The sequence below is a fragment of the Gordonia sp. w5E2 genome, from assembly GCF_036540975.1.
Taxonomy (GTDB): Bacteria; Actinomycetota; Actinomycetes; order Mycobacteriales; family Mycobacteriaceae; genus Gordonia; species Gordonia jacobaea.
The window spans coordinates 3,079,123-3,099,876 of the sequence record NZ_CP144213.1 but is presented as its reverse complement, the minus strand read 5'-3'; the positions used below and the strand labels follow the sequence as shown (position 1 = coordinate 3,099,876).

Annotated in this window: 20 protein-coding genes, 2 tRNA genes and 1 riboswitch; of the genes, 16 read left to right on the top strand and 6 right to left on the bottom strand. The window is 64.7% G+C overall.

Going from position 1 to position 20,754, the window contains the following annotated elements; genetic code table 11:
• Window position 1: 1 nt before the first annotated feature.
• From RND64_RS13930 to RND64_RS13900, 7 genes are all read left to right on the top strand, one after another.
• Entirely contained in the window at window positions 2-1,477 is a 1,476-nt protein-coding gene (locus tag RND64_RS13930; RefSeq protein WP_200903238.1) for a hemolysin family protein, read from the top strand.
• A complete protein-coding gene (locus RND64_RS13925) occupies window positions 1,474-1,809 on the top strand; it encodes a cytidine deaminase (RefSeq protein ID WP_049698335.1) in 336 nt (111 codons plus the stop codon). The genes RND64_RS13930 and RND64_RS13925 overlap by 4 nt, the downstream gene beginning before the upstream one ends.
• The gene (era, locus tag RND64_RS13920) at window positions 1,806-2,720 is read left to right on the top strand and encodes a GTPase Era (protein WP_049698334.1); all 915 of its coding nucleotides are present in this window, start codon (window positions 1,806-1,808) and stop codon (window positions 2,718-2,720) included. Before RND64_RS13925 ends, era begins: the two co-directional genes overlap by 4 nt.
• A gap of 189 nt (window positions 2,721-2,909) precedes the next feature.
• Window positions 2,910-4,427 carry a YhgE/Pip domain-containing protein gene (locus RND64_RS13915; RefSeq protein WP_235434331.1) on the top strand — a complete coding sequence of 506 codons (1,518 nt, stop codon included), beginning with the start codon at window positions 2,910-2,912 and terminating at the stop codon, window positions 4,425-4,427.
• Window positions 4,428-4,475: 48 nt separating this feature from the next.
• Window positions 4,476-5,282, top strand: coding sequence for a DNA repair protein RecO (gene recO / locus RND64_RS13910; RefSeq protein WP_049698332.1), 807 nt, complete (start codon window positions 4,476-4,478; stop codon window positions 5,280-5,282).
• Window positions 5,248-6,084, top strand: a complete 837-nt coding sequence (locus RND64_RS13905; RefSeq protein ID WP_005206497.1) for an isoprenyl transferase — start codon at window positions 5,248-5,250, stop codon at window positions 6,082-6,084. The genes recO and RND64_RS13905 overlap by 35 nt, the downstream gene beginning before the upstream one ends.
• Window positions 6,085-6,142: 58 nt before the next feature.
• On the top strand, window positions 6,143-6,574 hold the full coding sequence (locus RND64_RS13900; RefSeq protein ID WP_049698602.1) for a hypothetical protein: 432 nt from the start codon (window positions 6,143-6,145) through the stop codon (window positions 6,572-6,574).
• A 31-nt stretch (window positions 6,575-6,605) separates the two neighbouring features.
• Here the strand turns inward: RND64_RS13900 and RND64_RS13895 are convergent, their stop codons facing one another.
• Window positions 6,606-7,061, bottom strand: coding sequence for a Fur family transcriptional regulator (locus tag RND64_RS13895; RefSeq protein WP_049698331.1), 456 nt, complete (start codon window positions 7,059-7,061; stop codon window positions 6,606-6,608).
• A complete protein-coding gene (locus RND64_RS13890; protein ID WP_049698330.1) occupies window positions 7,058-7,498 on the bottom strand; it encodes an ArsR/SmtB family transcription factor in 441 nt (146 codons plus the stop codon). Before RND64_RS13890 ends, RND64_RS13895 begins: the two co-directional genes overlap by 4 nt.
• 187 nt (window positions 7,499-7,685) lie before the next feature.
• Between RND64_RS13890 and RND64_RS13885 the strand changes: the two genes are divergently transcribed.
• The 4 genes from RND64_RS13885 to RND64_RS13870 all read left to right on the top strand — a co-directional run bounded on the left by RND64_RS13885 (window position 7,686) and on the right by RND64_RS13870 (window position 12,558).
• Window positions 7,686-9,089, top strand: coding sequence for a glycine--tRNA ligase (locus RND64_RS13885; RefSeq protein ID WP_049698329.1), 1,404 nt, complete (start codon window positions 7,686-7,688; stop codon window positions 9,087-9,089).
• A gap of 126 nt (window positions 9,090-9,215) precedes the next feature.
• The gene (locus RND64_RS13880) at window positions 9,216-9,689 is read left to right on the top strand and encodes a cold-shock protein (protein WP_049698328.1); all 474 of its coding nucleotides are present in this window, start codon (window positions 9,216-9,218) and stop codon (window positions 9,687-9,689) included.
• A complete protein-coding gene (locus RND64_RS13875) occupies window positions 9,682-10,989 on the top strand; it encodes a deoxyguanosinetriphosphate triphosphohydrolase (RefSeq protein ID WP_049698327.1) in 1,308 nt (435 codons plus the stop codon). Before RND64_RS13880 ends, RND64_RS13875 begins: the two co-directional genes overlap by 8 nt.
• Before the next feature lie 306 nt (window positions 10,990-11,295).
• Entirely contained in the window at window positions 11,296-12,558 is a 1,263-nt protein-coding gene (locus tag RND64_RS13870; protein WP_160318043.1) for a PE-PPE domain-containing protein, read from the top strand.
• A 14-nt stretch (window positions 12,559-12,572) separates the two neighbouring features.
• Here RND64_RS13870 and RND64_RS13865 read toward each other — a convergent pair whose 3' ends face one another.
• Window positions 12,573-14,810, bottom strand: coding sequence for a glycoside hydrolase family 3 C-terminal domain-containing protein (locus RND64_RS13865; RefSeq protein ID WP_049698326.1), 2,238 nt, complete (start codon window positions 14,808-14,810; stop codon window positions 12,573-12,575).
• Between the two features lie 141 nt (window positions 14,811-14,951).
• Here RND64_RS13865 and dnaG point away from each other — a divergent pair, with 141 nt between their 5' ends.
• On the top strand, window positions 14,952-16,871 hold the full coding sequence (gene dnaG, locus RND64_RS13860; RefSeq protein ID WP_049698325.1) for a DNA primase: 1,920 nt from the start codon (window positions 14,952-14,954) through the stop codon (window positions 16,869-16,871).
• 6 nt (window positions 16,872-16,877) lie between these two features.
• On the opposite strand, the gene RND64_RS13855 is transcribed toward dnaG, so the two are convergent.
• The 3 genes from RND64_RS13855 to RND64_RS13845 all read right to left on the bottom strand — a co-directional run bounded on the left by RND64_RS13855 (window position 16,878) and on the right by RND64_RS13845 (window position 19,029).
• On the bottom strand, window positions 16,878-17,036 hold the full coding sequence (locus tag RND64_RS13855) for a hypothetical protein (RefSeq protein WP_197494609.1): 159 nt from the start codon (window positions 17,034-17,036) through the stop codon (window positions 16,878-16,880).
• Between the two features lie 594 nt (window positions 17,037-17,630).
• A tRNA-Ile gene (locus tag RND64_RS13850) sits at window positions 17,631-17,704 on the bottom strand.
• Window positions 17,705-17,871: 167 nt separating this feature from the next.
• Complete coding sequence (locus RND64_RS13845) at window positions 17,872-19,029, bottom strand: DUF418 domain-containing protein (RefSeq protein WP_049698324.1); 1,158 nt, start codon at window positions 19,027-19,029, stop codon at window positions 17,872-17,874.
• A gap of 87 nt (window positions 19,030-19,116) precedes the next feature.
• On the opposite strand from RND64_RS13845, the gene RND64_RS13840 reads away from it, so the two are divergent.
• The 4 genes from RND64_RS13840 (at window position 19,117) to RND64_RS13825 (ending at window position 20,742) form a co-directional block, all read left to right on the top strand.
• Window positions 19,117-19,716 (top strand): TetR/AcrR family transcriptional regulator, encoded by a 600-nt coding sequence (locus RND64_RS13840; protein WP_049698323.1) that lies wholly within the window; start codon window positions 19,117-19,119, stop codon window positions 19,714-19,716.
• A gap of 121 nt (window positions 19,717-19,837) precedes the next feature.
• A tRNA-Asn gene (locus RND64_RS13835) sits at window positions 19,838-19,910 on the top strand.
• A 190-nt stretch (window positions 19,911-20,100) separates the two neighbouring features.
• Window positions 20,101-20,301 carry a hypothetical protein gene (locus RND64_RS13830; RefSeq protein WP_049698322.1) on the top strand — a complete coding sequence of 67 codons (201 nt, stop codon included), beginning with the start codon at window positions 20,101-20,103 and terminating at the stop codon, window positions 20,299-20,301.
• Between the two features lie 47 nt (window positions 20,302-20,348).
• Window positions 20,349-20,412, top strand: a riboswitch (guanidine-III (ykkC-III) riboswitch).
• 15 nt (window positions 20,413-20,427) lie between these two features.
• Window positions 20,428-20,742, top strand: a complete 315-nt coding sequence (locus tag RND64_RS13825) for a DMT family transporter (protein ID WP_049698321.1) — start codon at window positions 20,428-20,430, stop codon at window positions 20,740-20,742.
• Window positions 20,743-20,754 lie beyond the last annotated feature (12 nt).

The following is a 20,754-nucleotide window of genomic DNA, read 5'->3' as shown; positions in this document are numbered from 1 at the left end:
CTTGTCGCAAGACATCTGGTTCCTCATCGTCGCTCTGGTACTGCTCGCTTTCGCAGGCGTGTTCGCCGCGGTCGACACCGCGGTGTCGACGGTGTCCATCGCTCGTGTCGAAGACATGGTCAAAGAGCAGCGTGCCGGTGCGCGCAGGCTCGTGTCGGTGTTGGATGCGCGCGCCACCTACGTCGGGCTCGCCGTGTTCCTTCGCGTCGCCTGCGAGACCGCGGCGGTCGCACTCGCCGCTGTCGCGGCGGTCGATGCGCTCGGGGTCGGCTGGGGGCTCGTCGTCACGATCGCGGGCATGACCGTGCTCTCCTACATCGCGGCAGGGGTCGGGCCTCGCACGCTGGGCAGGCAACACGCCTACAGCGTCGCGCTGGCCTCAGCGGTGTTCCTGCAGGCCCTCGGGGTGCTGCTGACACCGGTCACCCGACTCCTCATCCTCATCGGCAACGCGTTGACCCCAGGGCGCGGTTACCGCAACGGGCCGTTCGCCACCGAGGTCGAGTTGCGAGAGGTCGTCGACCTCGCGGAGGCAAGCGGTGTGGTCGCGGCAGATGAGCGGCGGATGATTCAATCCGTGTTCGACCTCGGAGACACCAATGCCCGTGAGGTGATGGTCCCGCGCACCGAGATGATCTGGATCGAAGACGATAAAACCGTCGCGCAGGCGCTGAATCTGGCACTGCGGTCCGGGCATTCGCGAATACCCGTGATCGGTGAGAATCCCGACGACGTGCTCGGCGTCGTCTACCTCAAAGATCTCGCGTCGACATTGAATGCGGGAGAACCGATCACGGTCATCCGGGTGCGAGACCTCATGCGTCCGGCCGAGTTCATGCCCGACTCGAAGCCACTGGACAAGGTCCTCGCCGACATGCAGCGCACCCGCAACCACATGGCGCTCCTGGTCGACGAGTACGGGGGCATCGCGGGCCTGGTCACCATTGAGGACGTACTCGAGGAGATCGTGGGTGAGATCACCGACGAGTACGACACCGACGAGGTCGCGCCGATCGAGGATCTGGGTGATGGCCGCGTTCGGGTGTCGGCACGGCTGCCCGTCGAGGATCTCGGCGAACTGTTCGACATCGAGATCGACGACGACGAGGTGGAAACCGTCGGTGGACTCGTCGGGCTGGAGTTGGGCCGTGTGCCGCTGCCAGGTGCAGACGTCGAATCCCACGGACTGCGGCTTGTCGCAGAGGGAGGCCCCAATCAGCAAGGGCGCCAACGTATCACCACTGTGTTGGTGACCAAGTTGGAATCTGCCGATGATGACGACGCAGACGCTACGTCGCGGGATGACGACGACGCACGGCGTGACCGACGACGCGGTGACACCCGTGCGGATTCCGACGCGGGCGCGCTGCGCCGAGTGCGTGACGCCGACACCGACACCGATGGGGAATACTCTGAGCGGAACGGCTCGGACCGCGGCACGTCGGTTCACGCACGCAACGGCAAGGATCACAGGTGACCCAGACACTCGACGACGAGGACAACAAACTCGTCGTGCTCGCCCGGGGGGCGCGCGCCCGCGCGGAGACCGCATCGGGCGCGGCAGTCCGCGACGGTGACGGGCGTACCTACGCCGGGGCAGACGTCGAGACGCGCTCGCTGCGGTTGACGGGTCTTCAGGTCGCGCTCGCGACGGCCCTCGGCAGCGGAGCAGCCGAGTTCGAGGCTGCCGTCGTCGTCGGCGGCCGGGCCGACGATCCCGGCCTGGCGACCCTGCACGAGATCAGCCCGTCGGCGCCTCTGATCGTCGCCGACGGAAGCGGCGCCGTCGTCGATCGCGTCGACTCATGAGCGACGAGTTCCGCTCAGGATTCGTCTGTTTCGTCGGCAGGCCAAACACGGGAAAGTCGACGCTCACGAACGCCCTCGTCGGCGAGAAGATCGCGATCACGTCGAATCGTCCACAGACCACACGGCACACCATTCGTGGAATCGTGAACCGGCCGGACGCCCAGCTGATCATCGTCGACACCCCCGGTCTGCACCGACCGCGCACACTTCTCGGGCAACGACTCAACGATCTCGTCCGCGACACCTACTCGGAGGTCGACGTCATCGGGATCTGCATCCCGGCCGACGAGGCGATCGGTCCCGGTGACCGGTGGATCGTGTCACAGGTGCGACAGATGGCGCCCAAGACGACGGTGCTCGGCGTCGTGACAAAGATCGACCGTGTCACACCCGACAAGGTCGCGGCCCAACTGCTCGCACTGAGCAACCTGCTCGGCAGCGAGTCCGAGGTGGTTCCGGTGTCGGCGACCAGCGGCGCGCAGCTCGACGTACTCACAGACGTCCTCGTCTCGCTGATGGAACCGGGCCCCGCGTTCTACCCCGACGGCGAGCTGACCGACGAACCCGAGCAGGTCCTGATGGCGGAGTTCATCCGGGAGGCCGCGCTCGAGGGCGTGCACGACGAGTTGCCGCATTCGCTGGCGGTCGTGATCGAGGAGGTCATCCCGCGCGAGGACCGACGCCCCGATCAGGCACCGATGGTCGACGTCCACGCGATTCTCTACGTGGAGCGCGACAGCCAGAAGGGCATCATCATCGGACACAAGGGCTCGCGTCTCAAGCAGGTGGGTACCACTGCTCGGGCGCAGATCGAGAACCTGCTCGGCGTGAAGGTCTACCTGGATCTGCACGTGAAAGTGGCAAAGGACTGGCAGCGAGACCCCAAACAGCTGGGACGAATGGGCTTCTGACGGCCGATCTCTTCAGGAGGTACGACGGTGGGCAAGCACGAGGGATCGGACGAATCGGCACCAGCCGACGCGGTCGATTCGACGCAAGACAGTCACGATCAAGACGGTCACGATCACGACAGTCACGATCAAGACGGTCACGACAACGACGGTCACAACACGGAGACTCTCACCGACGAGAGCAGCACCGTGCAGACCGGCGCTGACGGATACCCGCACGAGGAGCAGGCGGTCAGCACGATCTCAGAGGTGCTGGGTGCGCCCAAGTTCTGGGTCCTACCGGTGTTGCTCGTCGTCGTCATCATGTCGTTCATGGCGGCGTTGTACATGGGCGCTATCGCCGATCCGGAACGCAATCTGCACGACTTCCCGATCGCATTGGCCAACCAGGACAACGGTGGCGAGGTTCCCAACGCCGACGGCGGGACGGACAAGCAGAACTACGGCGACCAGATCGCCAAGGGCATCATCGACGAGGCGGCGAAAAGCGGGATCGCGGTGCACAAGACCGACCGCACCACCGCGCTGAACGAGTTGAACACGGGCAAGGTCTACGGCGTCGTGATCATCAGCCCGAACTTCACCAATAAGGCTGTGGCACTCGGCCAATCGGCGGTGCTGCAGGCCAAGCCCGAGAAGCTGCCGATCGACATCTACATCAATCGCGGCTCGGGAACCTTCGCCTCGGCTATCACGACGACATTCTCTGAGCGGGTGTCGACACAGGTCAACAAGCAGGTGGGCGACCAACTCACGCAGTCGGTCAGGGAGCAACTCGCCAAGGCCAACGTACCGTTCAGCGGCGCAGCCCAGCTCGCGCTCTCGCAGCCGGTGGACGTGCGGACCGTCGAACCCAATCCGCTGCCCGAGGGCTCCGGAAACGGCTTGTCGGCCTTCTACTACACACTGCTGCTGATTCTCGCAGGCTTCACCGGCGCGATGATGGTGAGCATCGTGGTCGACGCCGCGCTCGGCCAGACGCCCATCGAGTTCGGCCCGTTCTACCAACTGCGTCTGCGACTGCCGATCTCGCGCTGGGGAACTCTCGCCGCCAAGTGGACGATCATGTTGCTGATCGCGTTCATCCAGTCGGCACTGTATGTCGGGGTGTGTACGGCGGTGGGGACCTCGTTACCGAATGCGTTTGTGTTGTGGACGTATTCGGTGTTGGTGATCTTCGCCGTCGGTGTGTCGGCGGCGTCGGCGATGGCCGTCTTCGGAAACCCGGGTTTGATCCTGAATCTGGTGTTCTTCGTGATTCTCGGCCTGCCGTCGTCGGGTGGCACCGTGCCGCTGGAGGCCAGCCCGCGACTGTTCGCCTGGATAGCGTCCGTCGAGCCGATGCATCTGGTGTACCTCGGCGTTCGGTCGATCCTGTACTTCGATGCCGACTGGGATGCGGGCCTCGGCCGTGCCGTGATCCAGACGATCGTCGGGCTGATCGTGGGCGGACTGCTGGGCTGGGTGGGAACCAAGTACTACGACCACAAGGGCTGGCACCGCTTCCCCGGAGGCATGCGGCTCTCGCCGCGGATGGCCAAGATCTTCGACGGCGGTAGCGGCAGCCTCCCGACGATCACCACGCCGGCACCACAGCATGTGGCCGGGGTCGCGGGCGCCAGCGTCCGCAAGCGCGAGGCGTCGACCGGTACTCACGTCGGTGCCCACGAGCGCGAACCGGGCGACTCCGGAAGTGGCAGCGGTTAGCGGCATGTCTCGACGGACCATGTCGGTGCCCGGTGGAACAATGGCACGGTGAGGTTCTACCAGGATGAAGCGGTTGTGCTGCGTCAGCACAAGCTCGGCGAGGCCGACCGCATCATCACATTGCTGACCGCGGAGCACGGATTGGTGCGTGCGGTCGCCAAGGGTGTGCGTCGGACGAGGTCGAAGTTCGGTGCCCGGCTGGAACCGTTCGCCCACGTCGACATCCACCTCTATCCGGGACGCAACCTCGACGTCGTCACACAGGTTCATTCGATCCACGCGTTCGCCGACGCGATCGTCGCCGACTACGCCCGCTACACCACGGCGTGCGCCGTCCTCGAGACCGCGGAACGCCTTGCCGGTGAGGAACGTGCTCCCGCCCCACAGTTGCACCGGCTCACCGTCGGTGCCCTCGAGGCGCTGGCAGATGATCGGCGCCCGGGAGGGCTGATCCTCGACGCCTTCCTGCTCAGGGCGATGCACTGCGCCGGCTGGATGCCCGCCTTGGATGTCTGTGCACGCTGCGCTTCGCCTGGCCCGCATCGGGCGTTCCACGTCGCTGCCGGCGGTGCGGTATGCCTGCACTGTCGTCCGCCGGGAGCCGCGACCCCGTCGCCCGGAGTCCTCGATCTCATGGACTCGCTGTACCGAGGGCAGTGGGAGCACACCACGGACGCGACCGAGTCGCTACGACGTCAAGCCAGCGGATTGGTCGCCGCGCATCTGCAATGGCATCTCGAGCGCCAATTGCGCACCCTGCCGCTCATCGAACGCGCAACCCCTCATAGTCTGGTTTCACCGAATGTGAGAGGAGCCGGCGATGGCGCTACGGTCGCGGTCCGCGGCTCGGGATGAACGGGCAAAGCAAGCCGCAGCACAGGAGCGACGCGCGGTTCGTCCACCCGACCCGCATCCGAGCGGAGCCACACCACCCGCATTGCCCGCCGAACTGATCCCTCGCCACGTCGCGCTCGTGATGGACGGCAACGGCCGGTGGGCCACCGAGCGCGGGCTGCCACGCACCGAGGGGCACAAGCGTGGCGAGGCGGTGCTCATGGACACCGTCTGCGGCTGCATCGAGATGGGCGTCACGTGGCTCTCGGCGTACGCGTTCTCGACGGAGAACTGGTCTCGCAGCCCCGACGAGGTCCGGTTCCTGATGGGCTTCAACCGCGACGTGATCCGTCGCCGTCGTGATGAGATGAACGAGATGGGCGTGCGCGTGCGCTGGGCCGGACGCCGACCACGCCTGTGGCGCAGCGTGATCAAAGAACTCGAGGTCGCGGAGGAACTGACCAAGGACAACACGGTCATGACCCTCACCATGTGTGTGAACTATGGTGGGCGGGCCGAAATCGCCGACGCGGCAAAGGAGATCGCTCGACGCGCCGCGGCGGGCGAGCTCGATCCCGAGCGGATCACCGAGGCGTCGTTCGCAAAGTATCTCGACGAGCCGGACATGCCCGACGTCGACCTGTTCCTGCGTCCGTCGGGGGAGCAGCGCATCTCGAACTTCCTGCTCTGGCAGTCGGCCTACGCCGAGATGGTCTATCAGGAGAAGCTGTTTCCCGACTTCGATCGCCGCGACCTGTGGGCAGCGTGCGTCGAGTACGCATCACGCGACCGCCGCTTCGGCGGCGTGATGACGACGGAGTGAGCGTGAGTGGTCGGTGAGCGATGAGTCGATGAGTAATGAGTCTGTGGGCGATGAGTCGATGAGCAATGAGTCGGGCCCGGATTCCTCTGCCGCGCAACAGGTTCTACTCGAAAGGGTGGCCACGCTCCTGACCGAGATCGGCGACGTCACCGACGTCGACGCCGAATCAGTGGTCGTCGCTGTCGGCTCGACGCGGGCGTCGGTTCGGGTCATCGCGCTGGCCGACGACCTTCAGGTGGTCTCGGTGACACAGTTGCTCGCGCTCAACCTTCCCAACACCGACGCGCTCCGTTCCGACGTCGAAGAACTCGACGCGACGCTGAGCTTCGGTAACCTACGACGTTCCGATCTGACCGGCGTGACCACAGATGTGTTGCAGTACTACACATTTCCGGCCGACGGCCTCACCGACATCCCATTGCTGACGGTGCTGCACATCGTACTGTCCGGCGGCGACGACATCGCCCGTAAGCTCGTCGACGCGAGCTGAACCCCGCCGAACATACTCGCGCCGACTCAAGTCAGCGCGCGGCGCGGCAGTCGGCACACACCCCGAACACCTCGACGGTGTGGTGGATGTCGCTGAAGCCGTGTTCTGCCGCGATCTTCGACGCCCAGCGCTCCACCGGATCTGCCTGCACCTCGACCGTCGTGCCGCACACCCGGCACACCAGGTGGTGGTGATGCACCGACGAACAGTTGCGGTAACGCATCTCGCCCGAACCGTCCCAGAGTGCGTCGATCTGTCCGGCCTGGCTCAGCGCCTGCAGGTTGCGGTAGACGGTGGTTAAACCGATCGATTCGCCACGGGCCTTGAGTTGCTCGTGAAGCTCCTGTGCCGAGCGGAAGTCGTCGCCCTCCGACAGTGCGTCGGCGATTGCCGCGCGTTGTCGCGTGGAACGGATTCCGGTGACGGGACGCTCGCGGCCCGTGGTGTCGGTGGTCGCGGCGTTGTCAGTGGTGTCGGTGCTGCTCATCGTTTCGTTTCGTCGCTGTGCGCGGTCGATCGGTGTGTGGTCGCTGCGGCCGTGGTGTTCGTGGCGGGCGCGTCGGGGCCACGTGTCTGCGGCGTCGGACGAGGCTCGGTTGCGTGTGTGAGGGCGTCGGTGACGATGTGTGCAAGGTGGTCGTCGATCAGCGAGTACATGATCTCGCGACCATTGCGTTCGCCACTCACGACGCCGGCGTCCTTCAAAACGCGCAGGTGTTGGCTGACCAATGGCTGGCTCACGCCGAGTGAGCCCACCAGTTCGTGCACGCAGCGGGCGTCTTCCTGCAGTGCCAACACGATGGCGATCCGCATGGGCGATGCGAGTGCCCGGAGCAGGTCGCTGGCAGCCTCACGCGCAGCGACGTCGCGGGCACCGACGCCGCGCGAGCCGAGGCCGTCTGAACACTGGCCGCGAGTTCCCATCACTCCATCTTAAGGGAAGTGGTTGTCATTTGTGGTCGACGCCCCACTGGTCGCGCTGCTCGAACCGGAGGATGCTCGACGGCGCTGGTCAGGCGTCGTCAGCGGACGGCTAGGCTGTAAGGGTTGCCGGCCAGCGTGCCGGCGAGAAGTTCGTGACCTGTCCCAACGTCCGTGGAGAAAGATCCCTGTGGCCTCCCGCCCGTCGAATGCTGCCCCTGCCAGAGTCGAAGCCGTCGTCAACCTCGCCAAGCGTCGGGGTCTTGTGTACCCGAGCGGCGAGATCTACGGCGGAACACGGTCGGCATGGGATTACGGGCCGCTCGGCGTGGAGCTCAAGGAGAACATCAAGCGGCAGTGGTGGCGGAGCATGGTCACCAGTCGCGACGACGTCGTCGGACTCGATTCGTCCGTCATCCTCCCGCGGCCCGTGTGGGAAGCCAGTGGTCACGTCGAGGTGTTCACCGATCCGCTCGTCGAATCGCTGTACACCCACAAGCGCTACCGCGCCGACCACCTGATCGAGGCGTACGAACTCAAGCACGGACATCCTCCGGAGAACGGGCTTGCCGACATCAACGACCCGGAGACGGGTCAGCCGGGCAACTGGACCGAGCCGCGTGCGTTCAGCGGATTGATGAAGACCTACCTGGGGCCGGTCGACGACGAGGAGGGGCTGCACTACCTCCGTCCGGAGACCGCTCAGGGAATCTTCGTCAACTTCAAGAACGTCATGACGACCTCGCGCAAGAAGCCGCCGTTCGGCATCGCACAGATCGGCAAGAGCTTCCGTAACGAGATCACCCCGGGCAACTTCATCTTCCGTACTCGCGAATTCGAGCAGATGGAGATGGAATTCTTCGTCAAGCCGGGTGAAGACGAGGAATGGCACCAGTACTGGATCGATCAACGCTTCGCCTGGTACACCGATCTCGGTATCAATCCGGAGAACCTGCGGCTCTACGACCATCCCAAGGAAAAGCTGTCGCACTATTCCAAGCGCACCGTCGACGTCGAGTACAAGTTCGGCTTCTCGGGTAACCCGTGGGGCGAACTCGAAGGCGTTGCCAATCGCACCGACTTCGATCTGTCCACCCACGCCAAGCATTCGGGTGAAGACCTGTCCTTCTTCGACCAGGCGACCGGCGAGCGGTACACCCCCTACGTGATCGAGCCCGCCGCCGGGCTGACCCGTTCGGTGATGGCGTTCCTCTGTGACGCGCTGACCGAGGAAGAGGTGCCGAATGCCAAGGGCGGCACCGATACTCGTACTGTGCTCCGCCTCGATCGTCGACTCGCTCCGGTGAAGGTGGCGGTGCTTCCGCTCTCGCGCAACGAGAAGCTGTCGCCGAAGGCCAAGGACCTCGCCGCGGAGCTGCGCAAGTACTGGAACGTCGACTTCGACGACGCCCAGGGGATCGGTAAGCGTTACCGCAGGCAGGACGAGGTCGGAACGCCGTTCTGTGTGACCGTCGATTTCGACACCCTCGACGATCAGGCCGTGACGATTCGCGAACGCGACACGATGAGCCAGGAGCGGATCGCGCTCGACCGCGTCGTCGAATATCTGGGGAGCAAACTGCTCGGGGCGTGACGTCTGCGGTTCGCCAGTCGGTCGTTGGGTAGGCCTGACCTGCGGTGGTCTGTCACAATTGAGAAGAGTTGCCGTGCGCGGTCGGACACGGGGTCCGACCGGGCGGCGAGGAGAGTGAGTGGAGTCGTGGCGGTCAGCGGGAAAGTTGTTCATTACGACACGAACAGAGGATTCGGATTCTTGGCTCCGGAGTCCGGCGGTGCCGATGTGTTCTTGCACATCAATGACATCGACATCGACGAGGATTCGCTGAAGCCGGGCGCCAAGGTCTCGTTCGATATCGAGGAAACCGACCGCGGAGCCAAGGCGGTCAACGTCGCGGTCACCGAAGAAGCGCCTTCCGACGAGTCGGGATCGGGGCGCCCACATCGTCGCGATTCACACGATCACCACGGTCGGTCGCACGGTTCCGACCGCTCACACGGAGCCGACCGTCGACGTCCCCGTGGAGGCGGCGGGTCACTCGATGCAGCGGCATTCACCGAGGAGATCACCGAACTGCTCCTCGACGCCTCCGGTGACCTGACTGCCAAGCAGATCGTCGCCATCCGTCAGCGCGTCACCGACTTCGCGGTCGGTCGGGGCTGGGTGCTTGACTAGTACCCCGCTCTCTGGCCTGACCGGTATACCTCCGACTGCTGAGTACGGCGAGGAGGCTGTCGAGCGCATCGTTCGTGAGGGCGCGAAGACAGCCAGCCTGCCCGGTACCAGGACAGATCACCGCAGTGAGTACGCGCGCGACCGTGCGCGCGTACTCCATTCGGCCGCATTGCGTCGGCTTGCGGACAAGACCCAGGTCGTCGGACCACGCGAGGGTGATACACCGCGCACCCGCCTCACGCATTCGCTCGAGGTGGGGCAGATCGGACGCGGGATCGCGATCGGTCTCGGCTGCGAGCCCGATCTCGTCGAACTCGCCGGTCTCGCTCACGACATCGGGCATCCGCCGTACGGGCACAACGGCGAACGAGCACTCGACGAGGTAGCCGTCGATATCGGCGGGTTCGAGGGCAACGCGCAGAACCTGCGCATCCTGACTCGACTCGAACCGAAATTGCTCGACGCCGATGGTGCTTCTGCGGGGTTGAACCTGACCCGCGCGTCTCTGGACGCAACGCTCAAGTACCCGTGGCTGCGCCGGCCACCGGCCCGCAAGTTCGGTGCGTACGACGACGACGCTGACACCCTGGCGTGGGTTCGCAGGGGTGCGCCGGGCGATCGGCAGTGCATCGAAGCACAGGTCATGGACTGGTCGGACGACGTCGCATACTCGGTGCACGACCTTGAAGACGGGGTCATCGCCAACCGTATCGATCTCCGGTCACTCGGCGACCCTGACGATCAACGCACGCTGGCGGAGATTGGCGTCGCGGAGTTTCCCGAGCTGGAACCGGAACCGCTGATCGACGCCGCGGGCAGGCTCTCGCAAATGGACATCGTGCGTGCAGTCGGGGTGTTCGACGGCAGCCTCGACGCGTCGGTGCGGCTCAAGAGACTCACGAGCGAACTCATCGGCAGGTTTGCGTCCGCCGCCATCACGGGTACCCGCGAGCAGGTCGGTGGGCGCTCGATCGCTCGGTACGACGCCGATCTGACGGTGCCGCCGCTGATCGCTGCCGAGGTTGCGATCCTCAAGACCTTGGCGCTGCGATTCATCTTCTCCAACGAACGCCACAAGTCGCACCAGGCCCGCCAACGCGAGCGTATCCATCGAGTTGCGGGATGGTTGATGGCCGCGGCTCCTGGCGGACTCGATCCGATCTTCGTCCCGACCTGGCAGGCCGCCGAGACCGACGCCGCGCGATTGCGCGTCATCGTCGATCAGATCGCGTCGATGACCGAGGGGCGCCTCGAGCGCATGGACAAGCAGAACTCCGGAGCCCAGGCGCACCTGGGCTGAGGTTCAGACTGGCCGGGCCTTGGCGTGCACCGGCACCCGGGAGCGCGCAGGACTCGGATGCGCCCAGAATCGGGATACGCCAGGGTTTCAGAATGTATCGACTAGTTGCGTGTGCATTGTGATTCGCCGCGGTTTGTACAAGCGGATTCTTACGGTATCTGATTTTGGCAAATCTATTTGACGTAAAAGGCAAATCCAATTCGGATTAACGCGCGTCTGGTTCGCTATCTATGCGTACAGTTTGTTCTGGGAGACCTTCGGGGGCCGTCGAAAGGAATGACGCGGATGGCCCGCCTCCGGAGTCGATTGAGCCACACTGGAATCATTGCATTCTTCGCCTGCAGCATGGTCAGTCTCGCGTTGTTCAGTGGTAGTCCGCGAGCGACTGCGGCGGTACTGCCCGCCCCGTCGTCGGACACATCGATTTACACGCTCGAACCACTCGACTACAACCTTTTTCCCGTGATGAAAACGCTGTTGCGGGGAGCGTGTCTGAAAGCTGGACCGAACTGCACGAAGATCTGGACTCCGGCAGCGCTTGACCCGTCGCATCTGCGGGGAGTCATCGGCGAGGTTGGTCCGATCTCGATCGGCGCCTTTGCGCTCGACGCTGCATTCCGTAGCGACGGCGACAAGAACGTCGTGGTTCTCGGGTACTCACAGGGTGGACAGGTCGCGGCATTCTGGCTGCGCAACCTGAGCCAGAACGCATCCTCGTACGCGCCGCCGTCGACGACGTCGTTTCTGCTCGTTGGCAACCCGGAGAACACCTACAGCCCGCCCTGGTTGCCGAAGACACCAACTGACACCGGCTACCAGGTAACCGAGTTGTGGCGGCAGTACGACGGGTGGGCGGATTGGCCGACGCACTTCAACCTCATCGCCTACGCGAACGCCATCGCAGGCATGTTGTACGTCCACCCGTTCGCCTATGTGGACGCCGATCCCGACGATCCGAACAATGTCAGGTGGACCGACGGCAACACCACCTACGTGATGATTCCGTCCCACGACCTCCCGCTGCTGCAGCCGCTGCGATTCATCGGACTCGGGTTTGTCGCAGACGCGCTCAACGATCCGCTCAAAAAGATCGTCGACAGCGCTTACGACCATCCGCAGAGCGCCTCCGACGTCGCAGCCCAAACGCCTTCCGCCACGGCGGCCGAGGCGGCGGACTCTGGCGCCGCGACTGCGGCGGCACGCACGACCACGGGTCTGTCGAGAGCCGCAGCCACATCCGAACCGCGAGCGACTGCCCCCGAATCCGCTGCCACGACCGAATCCGCTGTCACGACCGAATCCTCGAGCACGCCTGAATCCTCGGACAGCTCTGGAACATCCGAAGCTGCAACCGAATCGAGCGTCGTGGAGTCGCCGCCCGCGTCACCGGTGCCCACCGAACCCACGGTGCCCACCGAACCCATAGGGCAGAGCAGTCCGACCGTGCCGAACGGAACGGAGGGGTCGGCCGGCTCCGAGGGTGGGACGACTGAGGGCGGCGCGACGACAGGGGCGCCGTCCGAAGCTCCTGCCCGTGCGGCGGATGCCTCAGCGACAGGTGGCGAGTAGCCGTCGATCGGCGACTACTCGTCGGATGAGTTTCCGGCGTCGACGTTGACGGCGTCGAGCTTCTCGGCCAGCGCCCTCTTGGTGACCGCGCCCGTGGTGAATTCGGGCAGTCTGTCGACAGGAACAGAGCCGATCATGGCCAGCAGTCCCGGTCCGTCGGCCTCGGTGACGTCGGGGAAGGAGCTTTTGACCAGGTCGGTCAACGCATCCTTGCCGCTGGGGACCGAAACCACCTCGGCGATGGTCGAATTGGTGGTCAGTGGGATGGTGATCTCGTCTCCCTTGACCTCGACATCGGCGTGCAGGCGGATATCGCGACTCGACGCTCCGACGTCGATCCGATACGTCGCGCCTTCGACGACGAAATCGTGGACGCGAACATCCCAGTACGCCAATACATCCCGCGGCACGCTGATGGTGACGCGCTGCTCTTCGCCGGCCTTGACGTCAACGCTGGCGAAGGCCTTCAGTTCGCGCACCGGTCGCGAGACAGACGAGGTCTCGATGCCGGAGTAGACCTGCACGACCTCGCGTCCGTCGACCCTCCCGACGTTCGCGACTGTGAGCTCGACGGCGAGGCCGTCGGCGGTTTCGGTGACCGTTAGGTCGCGGTAGTCGAAGTCGGTGTAGGACAAGCCATGTCCGAACGGATAGGAGAGGTTCATCTTGCGTGCGTCGTACCAGCGGTAGCCGATGAACAGTCCCTCGCCGTAGGTGACGTGCTGGAATTCGCCGGGAAAGTTCAGGTAGCTCGGGTTGTCCTCGAGGCGCAGCGGGATGGTTTCCGACAGGCGCCCGGACGGATTGACGCTACCGAACAGAACGTCGGCGATGGCGCCTCCGCCTGCCTGGCCGAGAAGCGCTCCGTCGAGGATCGCGGGTGCGAGGAGCGGCGCGACGCGGAGCACTCCGCCGCGTGAGAGCACAACGGCCGTGCGGGGATTCACGGCCAGAACCGCCTCGGCGAGTTCGAGTTGATCGGCGGGAAGGTCGATGGTGGTCCTGTCGAATCCCTCTGACTCCTGGTGCTCGGCGAGCCCGAGGAACAGCACGACGTTGGTGGCCGATCGCGCTGCGGCGACGGCATCGGAAATGAGGTCGCTGCGGTTCTGGGAATCGTTGTCGTCGGTGGTGTAGCCGGCGGCGTAGACGACTTCCGAGCCTGCATGGCTCTTGATCTCGTCGAGCGGGATGTCGACCTTGGTGGCGTTGACCTTCGACGACCCGCCGCCCTGATAGCGCGGTTGCGAGGCCATCGTGCCGATGACAGCAAGCGATTCGGAAGTGTCGAAGGGGAGGAGGTTGTCGTCGTTGCGCAACAACACGATTGCCTGGGCAGCGGTCTCGCGTGCCAGCGCGTGATGGGCGTCGACGTCGAATGTGCCGTTCTCCGAACGGATGTGCGGTGCTGCTCGTTCGACGAGCGCGATCATCCGGTCGGCAGACTCCTGCAGTGCCTGCGGGTCGAGGCGGCCGTCGTCTGCGGCAGCCGCGACGTCGTCGTCGAGTTCGTCGCCCCCGAACGGCATCATCAGGTCGAGTCCGGCGGCCACCGAGCGGACACGGTCGACAACTGCGCCCCAGTCGCTGACCACCACGCCGTCGAATCCCCATGTGTCTCGCAGGATGTCGGTCAGCAATTCGCGGCTCTCGCTCGCGTGGACGCCGTTGATGCGGTTGTACGAGCACATCACCGTCCACGGTCGTGCGGTGCGGACGATGTGGCCGAACGCTCGAAGGTACAGCTCGTGCAGTGTGCGCTCGTCGATCGCGGCGCTCACCCGCATGCGATCGGTCTCCTGGTTGTTGGCCGCGAAGTGCTTGAGCGACGCACCCACGTCGACGCTCTGCACGCCGCGTACCCACGCTTCGCCGAATGCTGCCGAGAGAACAGGATCCTCGGAGTAGTACTCGAAATTGCGGCCGCCGAGTGGGGAACGTTTGAGATTGATGCCGGGGCCGAGAACGACCGACACCTGGCGGGCGAGTGCCTCGGCGCCGATGGCTTTGCCGATCCGGGCGGCGAGGTCGGGGTTCCAGGTCTGGGAGAGCCCGACAGCCGGCGGGAAGCAGGTCGCGGGAACGCTCTCCGACAAGCCGAGGGCGTCCGACGAGCCCTCTTGTTTGCGCAGTCCGTTCGGGCCGTCGGTCATCGCGATCGACGGCAGGCCGCCTTCGGACTTGGTCTGCCAGAAGTTCTTGCCGCTGGTGAGTCGGGCCTGCTCTGCGGTGGACAACGACGATGTAGCCATAGGTACTCCTCGGTGCGACGACTCGTGCCCCCCGGTCTCGACCGTAGCCGATCCGTCGTCGCAAGCCGGGCGGGTTGGCGCCGTGCGCGTGCTTGTGGATGTAGCGGACGACCGAACCGCTGAGGTCACTACACTGGGGACGTGGCAGGCCGAATTCCCGATCGTGACATCACGGCAATCCGTGAACAGACACGCATCGAGGAGATCATCGGCGACTACGTAGCGTTGCGTCCGGCAGGTGCGGACCGGCTCAAGGGGTTGTGTCCCTTCCACGACGAGAAGACGCCGTCGTTCCACGTCCGTCCGCATCACGGTCACTTCCACTGCTTCGGCTGCGGCGAAGGGGGCGACGTCTACAGCTTCTTGCAGAAGCAGGAGCACGTCAGCTTTGTCGAGGCCGTCGAGCAACTCGCCGACCGGCTCGGGTATCAGATCCACTACGAGGGTGGCGGGACGTCGGTCGCACGTGATCGCGGTACCCGTGCCCGTCTGGTGGCCGCCAACGCCGCCGCGCAGAAGTACTACGCCGAGCAGTTGCGAACCCCCGACGCCCAGATCGCGCGCGACTACCTCACCGAACGGAACTTCGACGCCGCTGCGGCGTCGACCTTCGGTTGCGGGTACGCACCCGCAGGCTGGGACACGATGACCAAGGCGTTGTTGGCGCAGGGCTTCGAGTTCGCCGAGCTGGAGGCGGCCGGCCTGTCCAAGCAGGGACGCAAGGGTCCCATCGATAGATTCCACCGCCGTCTGCTGTGGCCGATCCGCAATCTCGGCGGAGACATCATCGGTTTCGGCGCGCGCAAGCTGTTCGACGACGACAACCTCGGCAAGTACATGAACACGCCAGAGACCATGCTGTACAAGAAGTCTCAGGTGTTGTTCGGACTCGATCACGCCAAGAAGAACATCGCCAAGAGTCACCAGGTCGTCGTGGTCGAGGGATATACCGACGTGATGGCGATGCATCTGTCAGGGGTGACGACGGCGGTCGCGTCGTGTGGCACCGCCTTCGGTGAGGATCACCTGGCGCTGATCCGTCGACTGATGATGGACGACTCGTACTTTCGCGGTGAGGTGATCTACACCTTCGACGGCGACGCGGCCGGAAAAGCCGCGGCGCTCAAAGCTTTTGAAGGCGAGCAGTCCATCGCCGGCCAGACCTTCGTCGCCATCGCGCCGGAGGGGATGGACCCGTGCGAGTTGCGGCAGAACAGGGGAGACGCCGCAGTCCGTGATCTGATCGCGCGTCGGGTGCCGATGTTCGAGTTCGCGATCAAGGCACTGCTGGCCGGGTTCGATCTGAACACCGCGGAGGGTCGCGTTCACGCCCTGCGCGACACGGTGCCGGTGGTGGCCCGAATCAAAGACGTGGCGCTGCGCGACGAGTACGCACGTCAGCTCGCGGGTTGGGTCGGCTGGGAAGAAGTCGGACAGGTGCTCGCGCGAGTCCGTGAGGAGGGCGCGCGAGTCGCCCGGGTGAACGGACGTGCGTCGGCATCCGGGCGTGGACGGCAGATGCGTCGGGATCGGCCCGAAGCGGAGAAGGCGCCGGGACCCGGGCGACCCAACCCGGATGACCCCCGCCTGTGGCCGCAGCGCGAGGCGCTCAAGGCCGCACTGCAATACCCGGCCATCGCGGGCACCGTTTTCGATTCGCTGCCCGAGGAGTGCTTCACCGAACCCGCGTACACCGTCGTCCGAAATGCGATGTCGGCGTTGGGCGGCACGTCGTCGGGGATGGGTGGCACCGAGTGGATCGACGCCGTCAATCACGAGGTCGACAACCCGGTCGTCGGGCCGATGGTGACCGAACTCGCCGTCGAACCGATGCCGGTCAGCGAGCAGAACATCTCGCGCTACATCGGCAGCGTGCTCGCCCGACTGCAGGAGGTCTGGGTCGGCGCGCAGATCGCCGACATCAAGTCGCGCCTGCGACGCATGGCCCCGGGCGATGACCCCGACGGCTATCACGCGGTATTCGGCGACCTCGTGGCGTTGGAGGCGTATCGACGCAGTCTGCTCGAGCAGGCCGTAGACCCTGTCGTCGACGTCGGATGACGGTGGTCAGGCGGCGTTGAGCCTGCCGCCGGGTCGCAGTTCCTCGGGGAACATCGGCCGGTGCGGGTCCTCGGAGTTGTATCGGCAGCCACCGGAGTACGTGTGGGTGCCTTCGCAGCGGTCGGGCGTGGGGCGCGGGCGTCCCCAGATATGGTCTGCACTCATCGGCTCGCCTCCTCGGGCTCGGACAGTGGGCGACGGCGGCGCTGCGACAGCGAAGCGACCGGGATTCTCGGCTCGATGGCCTACCGAAAGTATGGGGCGACACCTGACCGGTCGGCCAGTTGACGCGAGGTTTCACTCGTGGTTGCGCGAATGTGGGTCGTGTCACCGGGCGGGCGGTTGGGGTGTTCGGGGCCGGGGCGGCTGCTCGGGGCCGGGGGCTCGCGGAAAGTAGGGGAAAGGACTCTTCCCGCAGTTGCTGACCCTTTCCCCGGAAGTTGCGCGGGGAAACCGAAGAGACCCGAGGAAAGAACGCTTCCCCTAGTTTCTGCGCCCCGGGACCGCAGCTGCTCGACGCCGCGCCGCGCGGCGCGACGTCGAACTGCACGGCTTCTCGGGCTGGGGCGCCCCGGCAGAAAGTAGGGGAAGGAGTCGTTCCTCGGGTTGCTGACCCTTCCGCCAGAAGTTGCGCGGGGAAACTGAAGAGACCCGCGGAAAAAACGCTTCCCCGAGTTCCTGCGCCTCGGGATCGCCGCTCGACGACGATCTCCGCTAGATCGAAGGAGGCCCCCACCTACATGGTGGGGGCCTCTCGTGTGCCCAGGGCGGGGCTTGAACCCGCGACCGGCCGATTATGAGTCGGAGGCTCTAACCAACTGAGCTACCTGGGCTAGCACCGAACGAGCCTACCCGGTCACCTGTCATTCGTAGGTCGCAGGTCGCGCGCCCGCCCCACCGCAGCGACGCGAGCCGTGCCAGTTACCGTGTGGAAGGTCGACTCAGGTCATTTGGCCTGGTCTGCCGACCGTAAAGCTAGAGAATGAACGTCGCCGCAAATTCAGCTGTGTACCCGTTCCCGCGACGCACCACTGAGAACGTCATACCCGCGATGCCACATCCACTCGAGCGGCCCTCGGTCGTGATGTGCCAGCCACAGGCGCGATCCCACCATCAGCAGTCCGGCGATCACGAGGAACAGCATCACGGTGACCGGGACAACGGTGGTGGAGTCGAGTCTGGACGCAAGGCCGAGTCCCCATCCGTAGCAGACCGCGCCTGCGAGCGCGTTCTGCAGGACGTAACACGTCAGGGCGGTGCGTCCTACGGGAGCGAGTGCACGACCAATAGCACCGGGTGCGCGTCCGTCGACGTAGAACTGTGCCAACCATGCCAGGATGCCGAACGCAACGATCGGGGCAAATCCGTAGCGGCCGAGGACGAGCCCGGCATCGCCTCCGAAAAGGCCTGCCGCAAAGTCCAGTGGTAACGCGATCGCCCCTGCGATCATCAGTCGACTCCGGAGCGCGGCACCGTGCGGTTCGAGCACACCTGCGCGCAGTAGTGCCGCTCCCGCAAGGAACAGCGCGATGGACATCGGCAGGATGAAGATGACTTCACTTCTGAACAGCACCAGGTGTTCGGCACGGAAGGCGACGAGTTCGAAGAAGGAGCCATCGGCATACGGATTCGGTGAGAGTTGTTGTTGCGCAACGGTAGTAGGAGTAGTGGTGGCGAGCGCCCACACCACTAGCGTCAGCAGCACAACGTGTATGCCCGCTGCGGTGAAGAGCGCGACCCGTTGCCGACGAATGCTCATCGCGAGGAGATAGGCGACGATGAGCCCGGTGACCGCGTATCCCGTCAGCACGTCGAACTCGGTGAAGAGGAAGTAGTTCACGGTGCCGTCGATGAAGAGCAGGATGGCGCGCCAGTAGTACTTGCCGGGCCACCTGTGCCCGCGTCTGGCCGCGGAGCGTTGCTGGATGGCGAGCCCGACGCCGAACATGATGGTGAGTAATCCCAAGAACTTGCCCTGGGTGATCTGCTGCAGCACGGACTGCACGGTGCCCCAGGTGCCCGACGCCTCGTTGGCGCCCAGGATGTAGCCGATCAGGCCGTCGACATTGGTGAAGATCCAGATGTTCGTGCCGAGGGTTCCCAGGATTGCGATGCCGCGCAGGACATCGAGGGAGACGTGTCGTCGTGTGTCGCCCATGCTGTGCTCCAGTCGTCGGAGTAGGTGATACGAGTGTGCTACCAAGGCTTAGTGGCTAAGCTAACACGAGTGAGCTAGCATAAGTCAATGCCCAAGCTGATCGACCACACCGAGAGGCGCTCCGAAATAGCTGAAGCGCTATGGCGGATTGCGTTGCGGGAAGGGGTATCTGGCGTTTCGATTCGCGAGGTTGCCGCCGAAGCGGGCATCTCTGCGGGTTCGCTGCGTCATGTATTCGCCGACAAGGAGGAGTTGCTCGAATTCTCCATGCGGTTGATCTACGACCGTGTCGCCGCACGGATTCAGGAGCGGGCACGCATCCGTGATCCGCTGCGCCGTGCCGATGCCATCCTGGCCGAGCTACTGCCGTTCGACGACAATCGGCGCGTCGAGATGCATGTGAACCTCGCGATGGTGACGGAGTCTGTGGCCCATCCCGGCCTGGCGACTGCGGCGGTGGAGGCACACCAGGGTCTGCGCGCACTCTGCGTGCGGGTGCTCTCAGATCTGCGCGAACATGGTCTCGTCGACGGCGATCGCGATCTGGACGCCGAAGCCCTACGACTGCACGCCCTCATCGATGGCCTTGCCATGCACCTCCTGCTCGCGGGCACCGATTCCCGAGATCAGACCAGCGCCGCGGTGAGCGAGCATCTCGCCTCGCTCAAGCACCCGCAAACGCCCTGAGGCGTGGCGAGGCGGCCCTGCACGGCACCCCTGTGACCAGTCGTTTTGTCCTGACGCGAGTCGATACGCTAGAGTCAGCGTTCGGTTCTGGTGCTGTTCGCGGCGCCCGGATCACGAGCAATCCCCCATAGCTCAATTGGCAGAGCATTCGACTGTTAATCGAACGGTTACTGGTTCGAGTCCAGTTGGGGGAGCAGAGTTAGAGCAGGTCAGGCCCGGTGTCCGCCGGGCCTTTCTTGTTTTTGGGGCCATAACCCCTGTTTTTGTCCCCCGGCACCGCGGGATTCGACCAAAGACCCTGGCACCGGCGTTGTGCTCGTTCTAACGTAGATCGCGACCAAGCTTCCGTCGAAGCGCGACGGAACTGTCGAGGAGGTCAACGCCATGTCAGCGCATTCACCGCTCTTCTATGTCCTTCCCGGTTTGGCAATCGCAATGGGACTCATCTTCGCCGCGGCAGGTATCGGCGACATCGCCAACTACGGTGGCGGGGTTGCCGCATGGCTGTACACGATCTTCGGCTTGGCGGTCGTGGTCGTCGGGGCCGGCGTGGTCGCAGTCGGCAAGGGCGGTTCGTCGGAGTAGCGTCCCGCCCGGCGGGAATTTTGCGGGTGTCCGATTTGCTACTATTGACATAGTCAATGCTGACACCCGGACGAGGCGCGCCGTACCCGGCCAGCGACAAGACGGCGCTCGGAGGTTCGACGTCTCGTGTCGTGGATCGTGTTGATCATTTCTGGTGTGCTGGAAGCTGTCTGGGCTACTGCTCTCGGCAAGTCCCAGGGGTTCACCCAAATTGTTCCCACAATTACTTTTGCCGTTGCGCTGATCGGATCGATGGCTGGTCTGGCTTATGCGTTGCGGGAGTTGCCAACTGGCACCGCCTACGCGATCTGGGTGGGTATCGGTGCCGCGTTGACCGTGACATACGCGATGGTGACCGGCGCGGAATCGGCGTCACTTGTCAAGGCGGGCTTGATCTTTCTCATCATCGTCGCAGTGGTCGGGCTCAAGCTCGCTCACTGATTGCTGGTCCGC